The organism is Rickettsiales endosymbiont of Peranema trichophorum (assembly GCF_004210275.1).
Classification (GTDB): Bacteria; Pseudomonadota; Alphaproteobacteria; order Rickettsiales; family Midichloriaceae; genus RICK02.
Genome location: NZ_SCFA01000059.1, coordinates 1 through 14,965, shown reverse-complemented (window position 1 = coordinate 14,965; position 14,965 = coordinate 1). Strand labels below are relative to the sequence as shown.

14 protein-coding genes and 1 pseudogene are annotated in these 14,965 nt (G+C 41.5%); 5 read left to right on the top strand and 10 right to left on the bottom strand.

Annotated elements, in window-relative coordinates:
- Nucleotides 1-12 precede the first annotated feature (12 nt).
- From sppA to EDM53_RS03020, 8 genes are all read right to left on the bottom strand, one after another.
- A complete protein-coding gene (sppA, locus tag EDM53_RS03055; protein WP_130122217.1) occupies nucleotides 13-918 on the bottom strand; it encodes a signal peptide peptidase SppA in 906 nt (301 codons plus the stop codon).
- A 48-nt stretch (nucleotides 919-966) separates the two neighbouring features.
- Nucleotides 967-2,709 (bottom strand): 30S ribosomal protein S1, encoded by a 1,743-nt coding sequence (locus EDM53_RS03050; protein ID WP_130122216.1) that lies wholly within the window; start codon nucleotides 2,707-2,709, stop codon nucleotides 967-969.
- Nucleotides 2,710-2,739: 30 nt separating this feature from the next.
- Nucleotides 2,740-3,414, bottom strand: coding sequence for a (d)CMP kinase (gene cmk, locus EDM53_RS03045; protein WP_207215458.1), 675 nt, complete (start codon nucleotides 3,412-3,414; stop codon nucleotides 2,740-2,742).
- 77 nt (nucleotides 3,415-3,491) lie between these two features.
- Nucleotides 3,492-4,331: an LpxI family protein gene (locus tag EDM53_RS03040; RefSeq protein ID WP_165379596.1), complete on the bottom strand. Its 840-nt coding sequence runs from the start codon at nucleotides 4,329-4,331 to the stop codon at nucleotides 3,492-3,494.
- A gap of 13 nt (nucleotides 4,332-4,344) precedes the next feature.
- On the bottom strand, nucleotides 4,345-5,151 hold the full coding sequence (gene lpxA, locus EDM53_RS03035; protein ID WP_130122257.1) for an acyl-ACP--UDP-N-acetylglucosamine O-acyltransferase: 807 nt from the start codon (nucleotides 5,149-5,151) through the stop codon (nucleotides 4,345-4,347).
- A gap of 65 nt (nucleotides 5,152-5,216) precedes the next feature.
- Nucleotides 5,217-5,663 (bottom strand): 3-hydroxyacyl-ACP dehydratase FabZ, encoded by a 447-nt coding sequence (gene fabZ / locus EDM53_RS03030; RefSeq protein WP_130122214.1) that lies wholly within the window; start codon nucleotides 5,661-5,663, stop codon nucleotides 5,217-5,219.
- Between the two features lie 14 nt (nucleotides 5,664-5,677).
- Entirely contained in the window at nucleotides 5,678-6,712 is a 1,035-nt protein-coding gene (gene lpxD / locus EDM53_RS03025) for a UDP-3-O-(3-hydroxymyristoyl)glucosamine N-acyltransferase (RefSeq protein ID WP_165379595.1), read from the bottom strand.
- 374 nt (nucleotides 6,713-7,086) lie between these two features.
- Nucleotides 7,087-8,487 (bottom strand): PleD family two-component system response regulator, encoded by a 1,401-nt coding sequence (locus tag EDM53_RS03020; protein WP_130122212.1) that lies wholly within the window; start codon nucleotides 8,485-8,487, stop codon nucleotides 7,087-7,089.
- A gap of 264 nt (nucleotides 8,488-8,751) precedes the next feature.
- Between EDM53_RS03020 and mnmE the strand changes: the two genes are divergently transcribed.
- The 5 genes from mnmE to EDM53_RS02995 are packed head-to-tail and all read left to right on the top strand — an operon-like array spanning nucleotide 8,752 to nucleotide 14,249.
- Nucleotides 8,752-10,122 (top strand): tRNA uridine-5-carboxymethylaminomethyl(34) synthesis GTPase MnmE, encoded by a 1,371-nt coding sequence (gene mnmE, locus EDM53_RS03015; protein ID WP_130122211.1) that lies wholly within the window; start codon nucleotides 8,752-8,754, stop codon nucleotides 10,120-10,122.
- Nucleotides 10,122-11,993, top strand: coding sequence for a tRNA uridine-5-carboxymethylaminomethyl(34) synthesis enzyme MnmG (mnmG, locus tag EDM53_RS03010; protein ID WP_130122210.1), 1,872 nt, complete (start codon nucleotides 10,122-10,124; stop codon nucleotides 11,991-11,993). The genes mnmE and mnmG overlap by 1 nt, the downstream gene beginning before the upstream one ends.
- A complete protein-coding gene (gene rsmG / locus EDM53_RS03005; RefSeq protein ID WP_130122209.1) occupies nucleotides 11,986-12,594 on the top strand; it encodes a 16S rRNA (guanine(527)-N(7))-methyltransferase RsmG in 609 nt (202 codons plus the stop codon). Before mnmG ends, rsmG begins: the two co-directional genes overlap by 8 nt.
- Nucleotides 12,581-13,372, top strand: a complete 792-nt coding sequence (locus EDM53_RS03000; protein ID WP_130122208.1) for a ParA family protein — start codon at nucleotides 12,581-12,583, stop codon at nucleotides 13,370-13,372. The genes rsmG and EDM53_RS03000 overlap by 14 nt, the downstream gene beginning before the upstream one ends.
- Nucleotides 13,365-14,249: a ParB/RepB/Spo0J family partition protein gene (locus EDM53_RS02995; RefSeq protein WP_130122207.1), complete on the top strand. Its 885-nt coding sequence runs from the start codon at nucleotides 13,365-13,367 to the stop codon at nucleotides 14,247-14,249. The genes EDM53_RS03000 and EDM53_RS02995 overlap by 8 nt, the downstream gene beginning before the upstream one ends.
- A 232-nt stretch (nucleotides 14,250-14,481) precedes the next feature.
- On the opposite strand, the gene EDM53_RS06165 is transcribed toward EDM53_RS02995, so the two are convergent.
- Both EDM53_RS06165 and EDM53_RS06160 read right to left on the bottom strand, forming a co-directional pair.
- Entirely contained in the window at nucleotides 14,482-14,646 is a 165-nt protein-coding gene (locus EDM53_RS06165) for a hypothetical protein (RefSeq protein ID WP_207215456.1), read from the bottom strand.
- A gap of 94 nt (nucleotides 14,647-14,740) precedes the next feature.
- A pseudogene (locus EDM53_RS06160) lies at nucleotides 14,741-14,965 on the bottom strand (hypothetical protein); the annotation flags it as partial.

Below are 14,965 nucleotides of genomic sequence, written 5' to 3'. Positions count from 1 at the left end.
CAGCCAACTCCCCTAGAACTTGGATAAAACTCCAGTTCCGTTTGATACAACCAACAGTAGATCGCTAATGGAATCTAGGTATTTTTGTAACAAATCTCCCAGCGGTTTCGGTGCAACAACATCATGGATTTTCAAATCCTTACCAATCTGCTTCTCATCGATCAACCATTGTTTTGCTGTCTCTTCGTCACCTATTGCATCTATTAGTCCCAACTTAAGAGCTTGACTTCCAGTGTATACCTTGCCTTCGCCAATTTCGCTCAACTCCGCATCAGATAGCTTTCTCCTTTCTTGAACCATACCAAGAAACATACGCTGCAATTCTTTCAACAATGCGTCAAGATAGGCATGCACTTGGGGAGTCATCTGTTCAAATTCATTGGGCGATGCTTTGTAAGGTGCAGTCTTGAGGGTGTTCAATGTGATGCCAATATTTTTGGCTAACTCCGTTATCTCAAAAGTCTGTGCAATCACACCTATAGACCCAGTCAACGTTCCCTCATACGCAACTATGTAATCCCCACCAAGAGCCACCATATATGCAGCTGAAGTAGCCATGGTGTGCATCATAATTGCTACAGGCTTACGTTCTGCGACCTTTCTTAATGCTCGATAAAGAGATTCTCCACCTACTACACTACCGCCACCACTGTCTACGTGTACAATGACGGCTTTAATGTTGTCGTTAGTTTCTATGTCGCTTAGTAATTGCCGATTCTGAGGGTTGTCAAAAATAAAACCCTCTATGTTAATTCTAGCTATATAGTCCCGATTGTATACGCCAGAGTTTGCAGGCTTGTAGTCCCTAAACATCAAGGCCAAGGCAATACCAAGAAATACAAGAGACAGGAACCTCCACCTAGACAACTGCGACTTCAGTTTATATCTGTCCAAAATTTGATCAGGTGTTATAGACATATAACACCCACTTTTGATTTTAATTTCATAAAAACCCCCTTTTTTTTACTACTCTTTTGACTGATTAGAATTATTCGCCTGATTAAATGCAGCTCCGAGTATTTCCCCTAAGCTTGCACCGCTGTCAGTAGAGCCATATTCGGCAATCGCTCTCTTTTCCTGGTCAACCTCCAATGCCTTGATGGATAAGGTGCACTTGTGAGTTTTTTTGTCCGAGCTGGTGACCATTACGTCTACTCTGTCTCCAACCGCAAATCTTTCAGGCTTTTGCTCAGCCCTGTGCTTTGAAAGTTCAGACTTTTTGATAAAAGATTTGGCACCACCAGATAACTCAACGTCAATACCGTCCGTCTTAATAGCAGATACAGTGCATGTCAGTATGCTTCCCATCTCCAACTTGCTCATCGCACCTTCGGCATGATTATCAGTGAGCTGTTTAAGACCTATGGTTACCCTCTCTCTATCTATGTCTGTGGTCAAAACTACACCAGTTACGACATCACCCTTTTTATATCCACCAAATTTCTCCCCTGCGTTCTCGTCCCAGCTAATTTCAACAGCAGGAATCAGTGCATCTATTGAACGCTCTGGATCATTCTCGTTCAATACGACAAAGACTCCAAAGTCTGCTATGTTCTTTACAACACCAGTCACAACGGAACCAATAGGGTGCTCCTCCGAAAACTTCTGCCACGGATTATCCTTGCAACGCTTCATACTAAGGCCTATTCTGTGTTTCTCAATGTCTATTTCGAGAACCATTACCTCAACCTCATCCCCTGGTTTCAAAAGCTTCTTAGGATGAACGTTTTTAGCATTCCAGCTAATCTCGGTATGATACACAAGCCCTTCTATATTAGGCGCAACCTCAACAAAAGCACCGTAATCGGCTATGCTTGATATCGTACCCTTAAACCTCGTACCAACCTTGTAAACATCGCTCAAGCTTTCCCATGGGTTTTTCTCCAACTGCTTCAATCCCAACGATATCCGCTTGGTTTCCACGTTGTACTTGATGACCATCACCTTGAGACGCTGTCCAAGGTGGAGTATTTCAGAAGGATGAGCAATCTTATTCCAAGAGATATCAGTGATATGCAACAAGCCATCATGAGCTCCAAGGTCAAGAAACGCACCATAATCCGTGATGTTCTTTACTGTACCTTCCAGTATTGCTCCTTCCACAATACCAGAAAGCAACTCGTCTCTGGCCTCCATACGGGACTCCTCTAGGATTACTCTTCTAGAGACTACGACGTTGCCTTGTTCCCTGTCCATTTTCAGTATCTTAAATGGCTGATAGATATTCATAATCACAGCAATGTCCTTAACAGGTCTGATATCCACCTGGCTGCCCGGTAAGAATGCGATCAAACCACCTATGTCTACAGCAAAACCGCCCTTCACTCTGCCAATGACCCTACCCTCAACGCTAATGTTTTGCTTATGTAAATCCTCAAATCTCGACCACGCTTCTTCGCGCAGTGCTTTCTCCCTACTGAGAATGGTTCTACCGCTTTTGCCTTCAAACCTTTCTATGTATATATCTACGTACTCCCCAACTTCAAGCTTTGGTAGCTCGTTGTTGATCATAAACTCCTTTAGTGGAATTCTACCTTCACTCTTTAGTCCTACGTCTACTAAAACAGCATCCCTATCAATGCTTATGATTTGACCACTAACAACAGTACCCTCCTTGCTGACGTTTTGGATAGACTGGCTAAATAACTCAGCGAAACTTTCTGTGTTGTCGGAGTTCTGTTGTGTGTTGTTTGTGTTAATATTGTCCATATTGTTCATAAAACAGCGGTGAGTATCTTGTTATGTTAAGTTTTTATTGGTTAAAATCTTGTAGACAGACTTAAGAGCATAATCCAAAACCTGTTCCGCAGTCATCGACGAAGTGTCTACAACAATCGCGTCGTCGGCAGGCAACGCAGGTGCAACACTTCGGTTTTTGTCGCGATTATCACGCTCTATCAAATTCTCTAAGACTTCACTGAATATAATATCCTTTCCCATTCTTTGCAACTGTTTAAATCTTCTCTCCGCTCGAACTTCTATATTTGCCGTGATGAAGAATTTGACATCTGCATTTGGAATAACAACTGTACCTATATCCCTACCATCAAGAACCGCACCTTTCTTGTTTAATGGGAACTCTATTTGTATACGATTTAAAAAATCCCTAACAAGAGGATATGTCGCCACCAAAGATGCTACAGATGCAACACTAGCGCTTTGTAGCTCCTCCTCTTGGAGGTGACAACTAAAGTTCACTAATGGTAGAACACTGACAACCATGTCGGTATCGTTGTGATTCAAACCATGTTGCAATAAATAGTGAGCGAGACGTCTGTAAAGCTTTCCAGTGTCTAAGTAGTCAAAACCTAGGCGGTTCGCTAGGGCCTGAGATAATAGACCCTTACCGGAAGCTGCATCCCCATCAATTGCTATCACTATACCCATATCGACACACTTAATATCAGTATTCATGTATTTTGTAATAAACGGCAAACGTTTGTGTTATCAAGCAGTTAGTTATCATGATGCCAATATACCTGTTTTCATAACTAACGGCTACTACATACGCTAATGCCGTGAACAAAAATACCCAATTTATTTGCTTCTTCCACAACTTCTGATTGATTTAGAATAAGGGACCTCTCGGCCTCAACTGCAATTCCGCTGAATTTATAGTGGTGTAATTGTCTTATGGTCTTCAATCCTATCGAGGGTAAATCAACTCTTAAGTCCTGCTCTGGTTTTGAGATCTTGATTAATATCGCCCCGTGCTCATTCTTTTGTTGAATCTCACCACACCTTTTAATCAATTCATCCGTTCCTTCGGCAGCTTCTACCCCAAGTACAAGGCCGCTCTGTATCGCTAACGCTTGGCCTATGTCGTACTGTGCGATGCCCTTCAAGACTTTGAGGCCACGCTCGATGTCGTTCCACATCTCTTCCGTTGGACCGACATTTGTAATACTACCGCATTTGACCATTATATTGGAAGCTATCTCCCAGACGGGTACTATCTTAAATCCTTCCGCTTCAAAAAATCCCAGTACTGCTGACAATATACCATTATCGTTCATACCGCTTTTGATAATTCTTCCAAAAAGTTTGGCTCCTTTAAGATCTAGCAATAACTTTGATATGCTTGTTCTCTTTACCTTACCAACAAAGATTAGATGAGACACTTCCTCAGATTTTAGCTTTTTTATAATTCTACTAATAGCGTGTAGAGGAAACGTTTCATACTCTATGTCCGTAAACAATTCATGAGTAGTTTGCTCAGCTAACCCAATAAGCACAAAATCTATGCCCTTTGCAACGCAGGCATCAACTATGTGTCTTGGCAGATGATCGGAGCCAGCAATGATTCCAAGTTTTTTTATCTTTGTTGTCATAATATCCGTTATACTACCTATTTTTGAGAACTTTTGGCATACAAATTGGCCTAGCATGGTCACTTTTGAGAAACTCTACCATTTCCATCACCCTGTCATTCTCTTTATACATCGCCGCAACATTTTCCACTTTCTTCTCAAATGTAGTGTCCTCCTCGTGCTCCAAAAAGATCATGTCAAATGAACTTTGTAGCTCACGAATGACCTGACGCTCTAGACCCCTTCTCTTCATTCCAACGATGTTAAGGCCGGTCAAATTGGCCCTCTCCCCAGATACATTTCCATAAGGGATAACATCTTCAATGACGATGCTTCCACCTCCAATAATTGAATATTGCCCAATTTTTACAAATTGATGTACAGCACTCAATCCACCCAAGATAGCGAAATCACCTATGGTGACATGACCAGCTAATGTAGCGTTATTTGCAAGCACAACGTTATTGCCTACCATGCAGTCATGAGCAACATGTACCCCTATCATCAATAAGCAATTATTCCCAACGACAGTTTTCATAATGCCACCAGCCGTACCAATATGAATGGTAACGTACTCTCTGATGACAGTGTTTTTGCCTACGTAAACAGATGCCTCTTCCCCCTTATACTTCAAGTCCTGGGGTACTTGGCCTAGGGATGCAAAGGGAAATATCTCTGTTCCCTCATCAATGGTAGTATGACCTTCTATACATACATGAGATTGGAGGGTAACTCTATCTTTAATGACAACGTGTGGGCCGATGATGCAGTATGGGCCGATTACAGCAGTCGGAGCAATATCTGCATTTTTGTGGATTATCGCAGTTGAATGAATAGCCATACCAATTTTCCTATCGTTCGACGTTTGCACAATTTTTATACATAGACTACCTTTGCACTTTGCTTCTAATCAATCATCATTGCGGTAAATACGGCATCCGCTACTCTTGTTCCGTCAATCCGAGCTTCGCCCCTCATCTTCCAAACCTTAGTACGATTTTTGATCTTTTGGACGTGAATATAGAGTGCGTCGCCTGGAATCACGGGCTTTCTGAAATGGGCCTCATCTATCGACATAAAGTAGACCATCTTGTTTTTTGCATCAACGCCGCCACTCAGTATAATAAAAGCTGCTGAAGCCTGAGCCATCGCCTCTATTATCAGTACTCCCGGCATGATCGGCTTTTTTGGGAAATGTCCAACAAAAAAATGCTCGTTGATCGAGACATTCTTTAAGGCTACCAAGCCAGCGTCCTCCGATGTACTGATAATCCTATCTATAAGTAAAAATGGATACCTGTGAGGTATCAACTCCATAATAGTGTCTACACTGATATTCACTGAACCAAGCATGTTCCATTACCACTTTATTGTTTTTTTCTGCCTTTTATTAATTTCCGTAATACCGCGCTTTGTTTATGCCAATCACGTACCGGAACAGCAGGTATTCCACCAATTACACTTCCAGCTGGTACATCTTCCATTACACCAGATTTAGCCGCAATCTTTACGGAGTCTCCTATCGATACATGTCCCGCAATTCCAACTTGCCCACCTATCATGACGTTGTTACCTATTATCGCTCCGCCTGCGATTCCTACCTGACCAGCGATTAAACAGTTTTGGCCTATTTCAACCTGGTGCCCAAGTTGTACAAGGTTATCTATCTTGGTGTTATCTCCAATGATAGTGTCACCAATCGCACCTCTGTCTATACATGTATTCGTACCGATTTCAACACCATTTCCCAGAACTACTCTTCCAAGCTGCCTGATTACCATGTTGCCAGTGGTCCCCATTGCAAAACCAAAGCCATCCTGACCTATTTTTGCACCATGATAGATTATACAGTTGTCACCTAGAAGGCAGTAAGACAAGACCACGTTCGAATGGACTACCGTGTTTGCACCGATCTTTACCCCAGAGTCTATATAACTACCAGCACCTATAAAGACATTATCACCAATGATGACGTTGTCTTTTATCACAACAAAATCCTCTATAACGCAACCATTACCAATTTGAGCTTTTTCAGAGATATTTGCTGAAGAGGATACCTTTGGCGCTCCACGTTCGTGTGGATATAATAAAAGCGCTACTTTTGTGTATAACAAAGCAGGTTGATCAGTGACCAATAATGTCACTCCAGGAGGTGCGATTGGTATGTCCTTTTCATCTATGATGCAAGCTGTCGCTTTTGTATTTTTAAATAAGTCGATGTATTTCCTATGACGTAAAAATGAGTCGTTTAAAAAAGCGATGTCTCCCGGTCCCGCATCTAACAGTGTAGCAACATCTTTGATGATCGCATTTCCATCTCCCACTACCTCGCATTTTAGCTGTTTAGCAAGTTGGTCGACGGTAAAATCACCACTTCTCTTAAAGAACCTAGAATCTACCATAAGAAATACCTTTGTGTTGTCAAAACAATGCATACGATGCAGGATTATCAGTAACTATCGTTTGTTTGTCAACGTATGTTTTATGGTATGTGAAATAGGAAGTTTTGAAGGTAATTAATACTGCCATTTTAAAATGATTCAAAACGGACTTTTCGGAGCTCGGTTCTGGACAGGTATTTCAATACGCTCCCGCTTCCTCCTTTGCCATTCTGGCATCCATTTGCCTTTGCGAACACTCTACCACTCCAGACACCCACTCCTTTGCCATTCCGGTATCTTCCTTTGCCATTTCCGCTCCTTTTTCGACAGAATTCCGTCATATCAGGAGCTAAGCAACTATAGTCTGTGGACTGTTACAAGCTACTGAGTATATTCTAGGCTGTAGTGGTTGGTACATCTCCCTGGGGTGTATTCGCAGCGACGAGACGATTACGACCCTGTGCCTTTGCTTGATATAAGCACTTATCCGCCCTGTCTAACAGTGAAATCGGTGTATCAGAGGGAGTCATCTCAGCTACCCCTATACTCACAGTGCATGTGATGTTCTGTAGGTTGGCCAATACAAATGGTATAGTTGCAATCGTTTTTTGTATACGTTCACCAGCGTGTATTGCATCCAATATGCCCACTTCTGGAAATACTATCACAAACTCATCCCCTCCATACCTCGCACATAGATCCGTAGGCCTTATGTTAAATGGCAAGCGCTTCGCCACCTCTTTAATGACTACATCTCCAGAGGTATGGCCATATGTGTCGTTAACTTGCTTGAAGTGGTCAACATCCATTATGATGATTGATAGTATTTTGCCTACTTCCTGAAATCTTTTCATTAAGTTTTGTAAGTGTGCGTCAAGGTACCCACGATTGTACAGATGCGTCATTTGATCCATTATAGACAAAGACAAGCTGTTTAAATAGTTGGCGCGCAACACATCCTGGTATTTTTTTCTTCTAATTTGAGTCTTCGTTCTTGCCAACAGCTCATGGACGTCTACAGGGCTAGAGACATAGTCCGTAACACCTATTTCAAGCCCCTTACTGATCGTCTCTTCGTCGGACTCCTCCGTAAGTATTAAAATAGGGGTGTGTCTGAATTTCTCAATATTTTTAATATGTGAGCATATTAATAGTCCATCTTCATCAGATATTTGTGTGCTCACCATAAAAAGGCTGTAATTGTGATCTTGTATCAGGTTAGATAGCTCAGACCAGGATGAACAAGTGTCTACTTTCATCGAATAGCCTTCCAATAGCTTTATTATCTTCTCTCGCTCACCAAGATCATCATTGACGAGTACAGCAGTTTCCCCACTTAAATTACTGTATTGTTCAAAGCAGGCAGGTGTGAATGTACCAAACTGTTCGCTCGTGCTATCCCGCAGCCTTAACTCGTCCGTCATAAATTTGATTCTTAGCAATGACTTGAGCCTGACAGACACTATGTGTTCTCTCAGTGGCTTTGTTAAAAAATCATCTGCCCCTGCATTTAAAGCACTAATTTTTGCATCTTCGCTATTTTGGGCAGTCAAAACGATAATTGGAATGTGCATGGTTGCAGGATTGGTCTTGATGATCTTAGTAGCCTGAATGCCATCAATACCAGGCATCATGATGTCTATCAAAATGATGTCGGGTTGTATTGCAAGTGATTGCTTGATAGCTTCCTCACCGTTGTTAGCAATATGTACATCATAATACTGCAACCCTAGCTGTGTTGCGAGCATCTTGATGTTGACAATCATGTCATCAACAAGCAGGATCTTTGCAGTCATACTTACCTCAAAACGGTTTTATATCAATTATACACTAAATGTTGTTAAACACCATAAATCGGTATAGCTAAATTCTATACATAATCGTAACAATTTTATCTACAACATTTTATCTGTTTTTCAGTAACATTGAAGGTTACCTTGGTTCCTAGCCTCAAAAGTTAGTGAATTTGTATCATATTCTTAGCAAATTAAGAATTGGAAGATCATGAAAATATGATATAGACAAGTGAGAATCTTGCAACCAATTTAAATTCATTAAAAATGCATCGTACAATCTTTGCACTATCGACAGTACCAGGCAAATCTGCGATAGCTGTAATCAGAATTTCAGGAGCAGACGCTTTAAAAGCATTGCAAGCATTGGGAGTTGATGCAGACATAGCCCCAAATCGCACTTATTTCCATAAGCTTCTCGATCCAGTAAAACGTACGATTTTAGATGAAGCGATTGTGGTATATTTTCGGGCTCCCCACTCCTTTACCGGTGAGGACGTAGTAGAGTTATATACCCATGGTAGTATAGCTGTGGTCAACGATATATTGTCCTCGATGTCCTATCTAAGCTATCTGGACCCTGCAACTCCCGGTGAATTTTCAAAAAGAGCTTTTTTTAACAATAAACTGGATCTAACAAAAGCAGAAGCGTTATCGTTGCTCATAGATGCCGAAACAACAATACAAAAAGACATAGCGCTACGCCAGTTACAAGGTGATTTGTATAACCTGTACCATGAATGGCAAAATAGGCTGACTACCATTTTGTCAAGGCTTGAAGCGTTGATAGACTTTCCAGAAGATGATATTTCACCAACTGTGATTATCGCAACATCCGAAGATATCAAAGTTCTCAGAAATGAGATAAACAGGCACTTGCAAAGCACATGTAGAGGAGACATAATCTTGCGTGGTATTAATGCTGTCATAGCAGGCGCACCAAATGTAGGAAAGTCAACTCTTCTGAATAACATTACGCTATCTGATTCTGCAATTGTTTCTGATATACCAGGTACAACAAGAGATATCATTAATGTGAAGGTTGATCTTGGAGGCTTTGCAGTAGTTTTCTCAGATACTCCTGGTATAAGAGCTACTGATGACACCATAGAGCGTGAAGGTATAAGAAGGGCCATGTTGAAATTGGAACAGGCAGACATTGTACTCTATATGGTGGATTCTTTAGATGATTTATGGAACATACTTGATATATTACAGGATCGTGTTGACATAAATAAAACAATCGTAATCTTAAATAAGAGCGATGTAATGAACGAAAAAGAGTTGCAACGTATTGAAGAATGGGGCGCAAGCCTTATTCAGTCGTCCAATAAATTTGCGTACATCGTGATATCTGCAAAGACTGGCGCGGGCATAGAAGATTTATTGCAGATGCTGTCGCAGAGGCTACGTGACGTATATCCAGTCTCGAACGATCCGATTATCACTAAAATACGTTACAGAAAAGCTCTAGAAACGTGCCAAGAGTGTCTAAATAAGTTTGATGAAAAGAAAAGCTTGGAGTTGATGGCGGAGGATATTAGAATGGCCAGTGCTGCTATAGGTTCCATTATAGGTAACTATGATATAGAAACGGTATTGGACCAAATATTTAGCAATTTCTGTATAGGTAAATAATGTTCCACGTGAAACATACTGATGTGAATCACAAATTTTACGATGTGATAGTAGTAGGAGGAGGGCATGCGGGGTGCGAAGCGGCAACTGCAGCAGCTAGGCTGGGGGCTAATACGTGCCTAGTGACAAACTCTTTGTCTAATATAGGTGAGATGTCTTGTAATCCTTCGATTGGTGGCGTTGCAAAGGGGATTATAGTCAGAGAGATAGATGCGTTAGACGGAGTGATGGCCAAGGTAATCGACGCTTCAGGAATACACTTTAAGATCCTTAATGCAAGTAAAGGGCCTGCAGTGTGGGGACCAAGGGCCCAGGCGGATCGTAAGTTGTACAAAGGCAATATGCAGCAAATGCTTTTGAATTATCCTCAATTAAGCATATTGGAATCCACTGTAACGGATGTACTCATTCTAAATGACAAAGTTCAAGGCGTGGTGTGTAATGATGAGGAAATATTATGCCGGTCCCTCGTACTGACTACAGGTACGTTTCTGGGTGGCTTAATACATATCGGGAACAAACAGATCGTTGCAGGTAGAATAGGTGAGCCTTCTTCCAGTTTGCTGGCGCAAAAACTGAGAGGCCTGGGTCTCTCAATAGGGAGGCTAAAGACTGGCACTCCACCCAGACTTCTCAGGAGCTCCATCAATTGGGATGCACTAGAGTCTCAACCGGGAGATGCGATACCTACACCGTTTTCTTATGTAAACGAGAAAATAACAACGCCTCAGATTGATTGTCACATAACGCATACAACTGAGCTAACGCACAAGACAATTAGGGATAATTTGCATCTTTCACCCCTATACTCAGGGAGTATTCAGGGGATAGGACCCCGATATTGCCCGTCGATAGAAGATAAAATAAAAAGATTTGCGGAGAAATTGCACCATCAAGTATTTTTGGAGCCAGAGGGGATAGATAGCGATGTAATATACCCAAATGGTATTTCAACATCGCTTCCAGAAGAAATACAGGAGCAAATAGTACATTCTATAGTAGGCTTGGAAAAAGCTGTCATTCTGCAATATGGATACGCGATAGAGTATGATTATATCGAGCCTAGGGAGCTGCAACAGACGCTTGAAACAAAAAGAATCCAAGGTTTGTTTCTTGCAGGCCAGATTAATGGTACGACGGGATATGAAGAGGCTGCCGGACAGGGACTCATAGCTGGTGTGAACGCCGTGTTAAGCATTGATAACAAAAGTTACGTACACAATAGACCTGACTCCTACATAGGTGTAATGATTTCCGATCTGACCATCAATGGAACGGCCGAACCATACAGAATGATGACATCTAGAGCGGAGTATAGAATACTGTTGCGTCCTGATAATGCCGACGTCAGGCTTACAAATAAGGGAAATGACATCGGTTTAATTAGCGCTGCTAGATACCAGGCATATCTCAAGCGGGAAGGGGAGATGTCAAGTATTAGAAACACTCTCATGAGTACACAAGTGAGCTATAGTCAATTAACGAGCATTGGGAAAGCTCAACGTGATGGAAGCGCTAAAACCCTGTTTGGACTTTTAAGGGATCCAGATGTCACATTGGATACACTGTACCAACTTCATCCCCAAGCATTACAGTACGACATTCAAAGCTTGCAAAGGGTGAAAATAGAAGCGATGTATGATGCGTACAGAACAAAGCAGGAAGCGGAAATCAAAATGTATACCGTTGAAAGCAATATGCAGCTTCCTCCACACGTTGATTATGATGCGATCAATGCATTATCCCACGAGGTTAAGGAGAAATTGAAAAAAGCCAACCCGCGTTCTCTTGCAGATGTCAAGAAAATTCAAGGTATCACCCCTACTGCGATTGTAGCATTACAACTATATCTTAAGAAAAAATATGTTTAATCTTGAGTGGTTAGAGCAAGAGTATCTTGAGGTTTCCAGAAGGTTTGAAGTATACTTGGAACTCTTGCAAAAGTGGAATAATGGTATCAATCTTATCTCACGAAGAACTGATCCAGAAGAGGTTATGGGCCGTCACTTATTGGACTCCTTGCAGTTAAACTGGTACATTCCAAGGAAGGCAGCAACAATAGCCGATATAGGCGCTGGTAATGGGTTTCCTGGGCTGGTCCTCGCAATGTGTGGGTATCCTGTCACACTCATAGAACGGTCTGAAAAAAAAGCTATCTTCCTAGAAGCAGTAGCACTAGAGTTAAAGCTAAAAGTACGCATTTTAAATGAGGATGTGAGAAACGTGCGGAACTATTACCCAGATTACATAGTCACGAGAGCTTTTTCTGATATTTCAAACACTATTGAATTAGCTAGCGGTATGATAACATCTGATACAATTCTTTTCTTTTATAAGAGTCGTAAACAATTAAAAGAACTGACAAAGGAAATCATGACATCCTATCATGTTGACGTTTATGAGAACGTTTGTAGGAATGATGGTGTCATTATCAAGTTATCACAACCTAGAGGGAATAATGAGAGAGGCTAAAGTTATTTGTGTCACTAACCAAAAAGGAGGTGTGGGCAAAACTACTACTGCTATCAACTTTGCAACTGCAATATCAGCAGTCGGCAAAAAGACACTTCTAGTGGATTTGGATCCTCAAGGTAATGCAAGTAGTGGTTTAGGTATTTCATATGATGATAGAGTAACTAGCATATATGAAGTGTTGGTAAACTCTTATCGTATAAGAGATAGTGTTCGTCAGACACAATTCGGTATGCTCGACATTATTCCATCAAGCATCAATCTTGCTGCAGCGGAGATCGAGCTGTCATCTTTTCAAGAGAGAGAAAGCGTATTGAAGGAAAAGATAGCAGAGCTCATGAAGCTTTACGAATTTATAATAATAGATTGTCCACCATCTCTTGGATTGCTGACTATTAACGCACTTGTCACATCACATTCTGCACTTATTCCACTCCAATGTGAGTTTTTTGCACTAGAAGGCATTACACATCTGCTACATACAATTCATTTAGTGCAAAAGGAATTAAATCCAACCCTTCATATAGAAGGTATTTTGCTCACAATGTTGGATAGAAGAAATAACCTGACCTCCATAGTGGAGAATGATGTGAGGGGAATGTTTAAAGAGCTAGTGTATCAGACAACCATTCCAAGAAACATAAAACTGTCAGAGGCACCTTCGCACGGTTTGCCAGCTTTGTTGTATGACACAAAGTGTCTTGGTTCTATTGCCTATATCATGCTTGCGAAAGAAGTGCTAGAGAAGTATAACCAATACGGTAGTAAGGATGAATAAATCACAAAAGTTAGGAAGAGGTTTGGAGGCTCTTATCGGCGGTAATAAGATGTCCAGCAATGCTCAAGAACAGCAAGGCCAACAGATCATAGAAGTAGATGTAGGTGCAATAGTTCCAAATCCAAATCAACCAAGGAAAAGATTTGAAGATGACAGGCTAAAGGAACTAGCGGAATCTATCAAAAATTATGGTGTGTTGCAGCCTGTGGTAGTGCGACAACTGGCAAATGGTAGATATGAACTCGTTGCGGGAGAAAGGCGCTGGCATGCAGTCAAAATGTCTGGTTTGGTAACTATTCCATGTATAGTTAAACAATTCACAGATCTTGAATCATTAGAAGTGGCGATACTTGAAAATATACAAAGAAGAAACCTCTCGCCGATTGATGAAAGTATGGCGTATAAAAAATTGATAGATATGTACCATTACACGCATGAGAAGCTAGCTGAGAAGCTTAACAAAAGCCGTAGCTATATTTCTAATATGCTGAGGCTATTGGAGCTACCACAGGATATACAAGCTTTGTTAAGCGAGCACAAAATATCTATAGGTCATGCAAAGAGTTTAATTAATGTTCCAAGGGCAGAAGAAGTAGCGGAGATGATTACTCGAGACAACTTGACAGTCCGAGATACGGAGCGGTTAGTAAGAAAACTAAACTCTGAAAGGAGCACAGTAAGATCTGCTCAAAGTTTGGACGATACCGTAAATGATGACATTGCAACGATTGCAAAAACATTAAGTGGTGCACTAAAAATCAATGTGGAAATAGTTCAAGATCGTGACAAGATGACGGTCAAAATGCACTGCCGCACAATGGAAGACTTAGACGAAATAGTTAAAAGAATCGTCTCAATGGATTTTACTGGACTTTGAGTTCTGTTTGCTCAATCTTCTGGGTAAAACCTTTGTGCTCCGGGGATTTTGATATCTCATACCAATTCTCATTTTTAAATGATTCAAAACGGATTTTGTGAAACTCGGCTCTGCGCAGGTATTTCAACACGCTTACGCAGCTTTATCCTCAAATCCATTTGCCTGATTCAATCTGAAATTTGGTATTAGAGACAAACATCCGAGTCTCCCATCCTTTGTCATCAACTATGTTTTAAATGGATTTGCAATCCCGGCACTTCACCTTGCCCTGGGCATTCTCCCCTTTTGTCACTTCCGTACTCCTCCTCTGCCACTCCATGCACCTCTGCTCTACCATTCCGGCACTTCCTTTGCCACTCCCGCTCCCCTCATTTGTCATGCCCCTGAAAAGGGGCATCCATCTCCCTCTGCCAACAACTTCACAGACAACTTTTGCCCGAATTCTTTGCATTCCAATTAATTTGCGGACATGCTCTAAGAGGTGTTGTGCTTCATTTCTCAGTACCCTCGATCACATCTTCTGATAGTCCTGTGATGGCGCAGACCTCTGATGGAGTCATACCCCTCTTCAGTAGCGCCATCGCTATCGATAGCTTCTCTTCTGCTTTACCTTCTGCTTTACCCTCTACTCTGCCTTTCTCTGTGCCTATTGCAATGCCCTTTTCTAGGCCTTTGCTTTCACCTTCCTTTCTCACATCATCGATTGTGCATTCCTG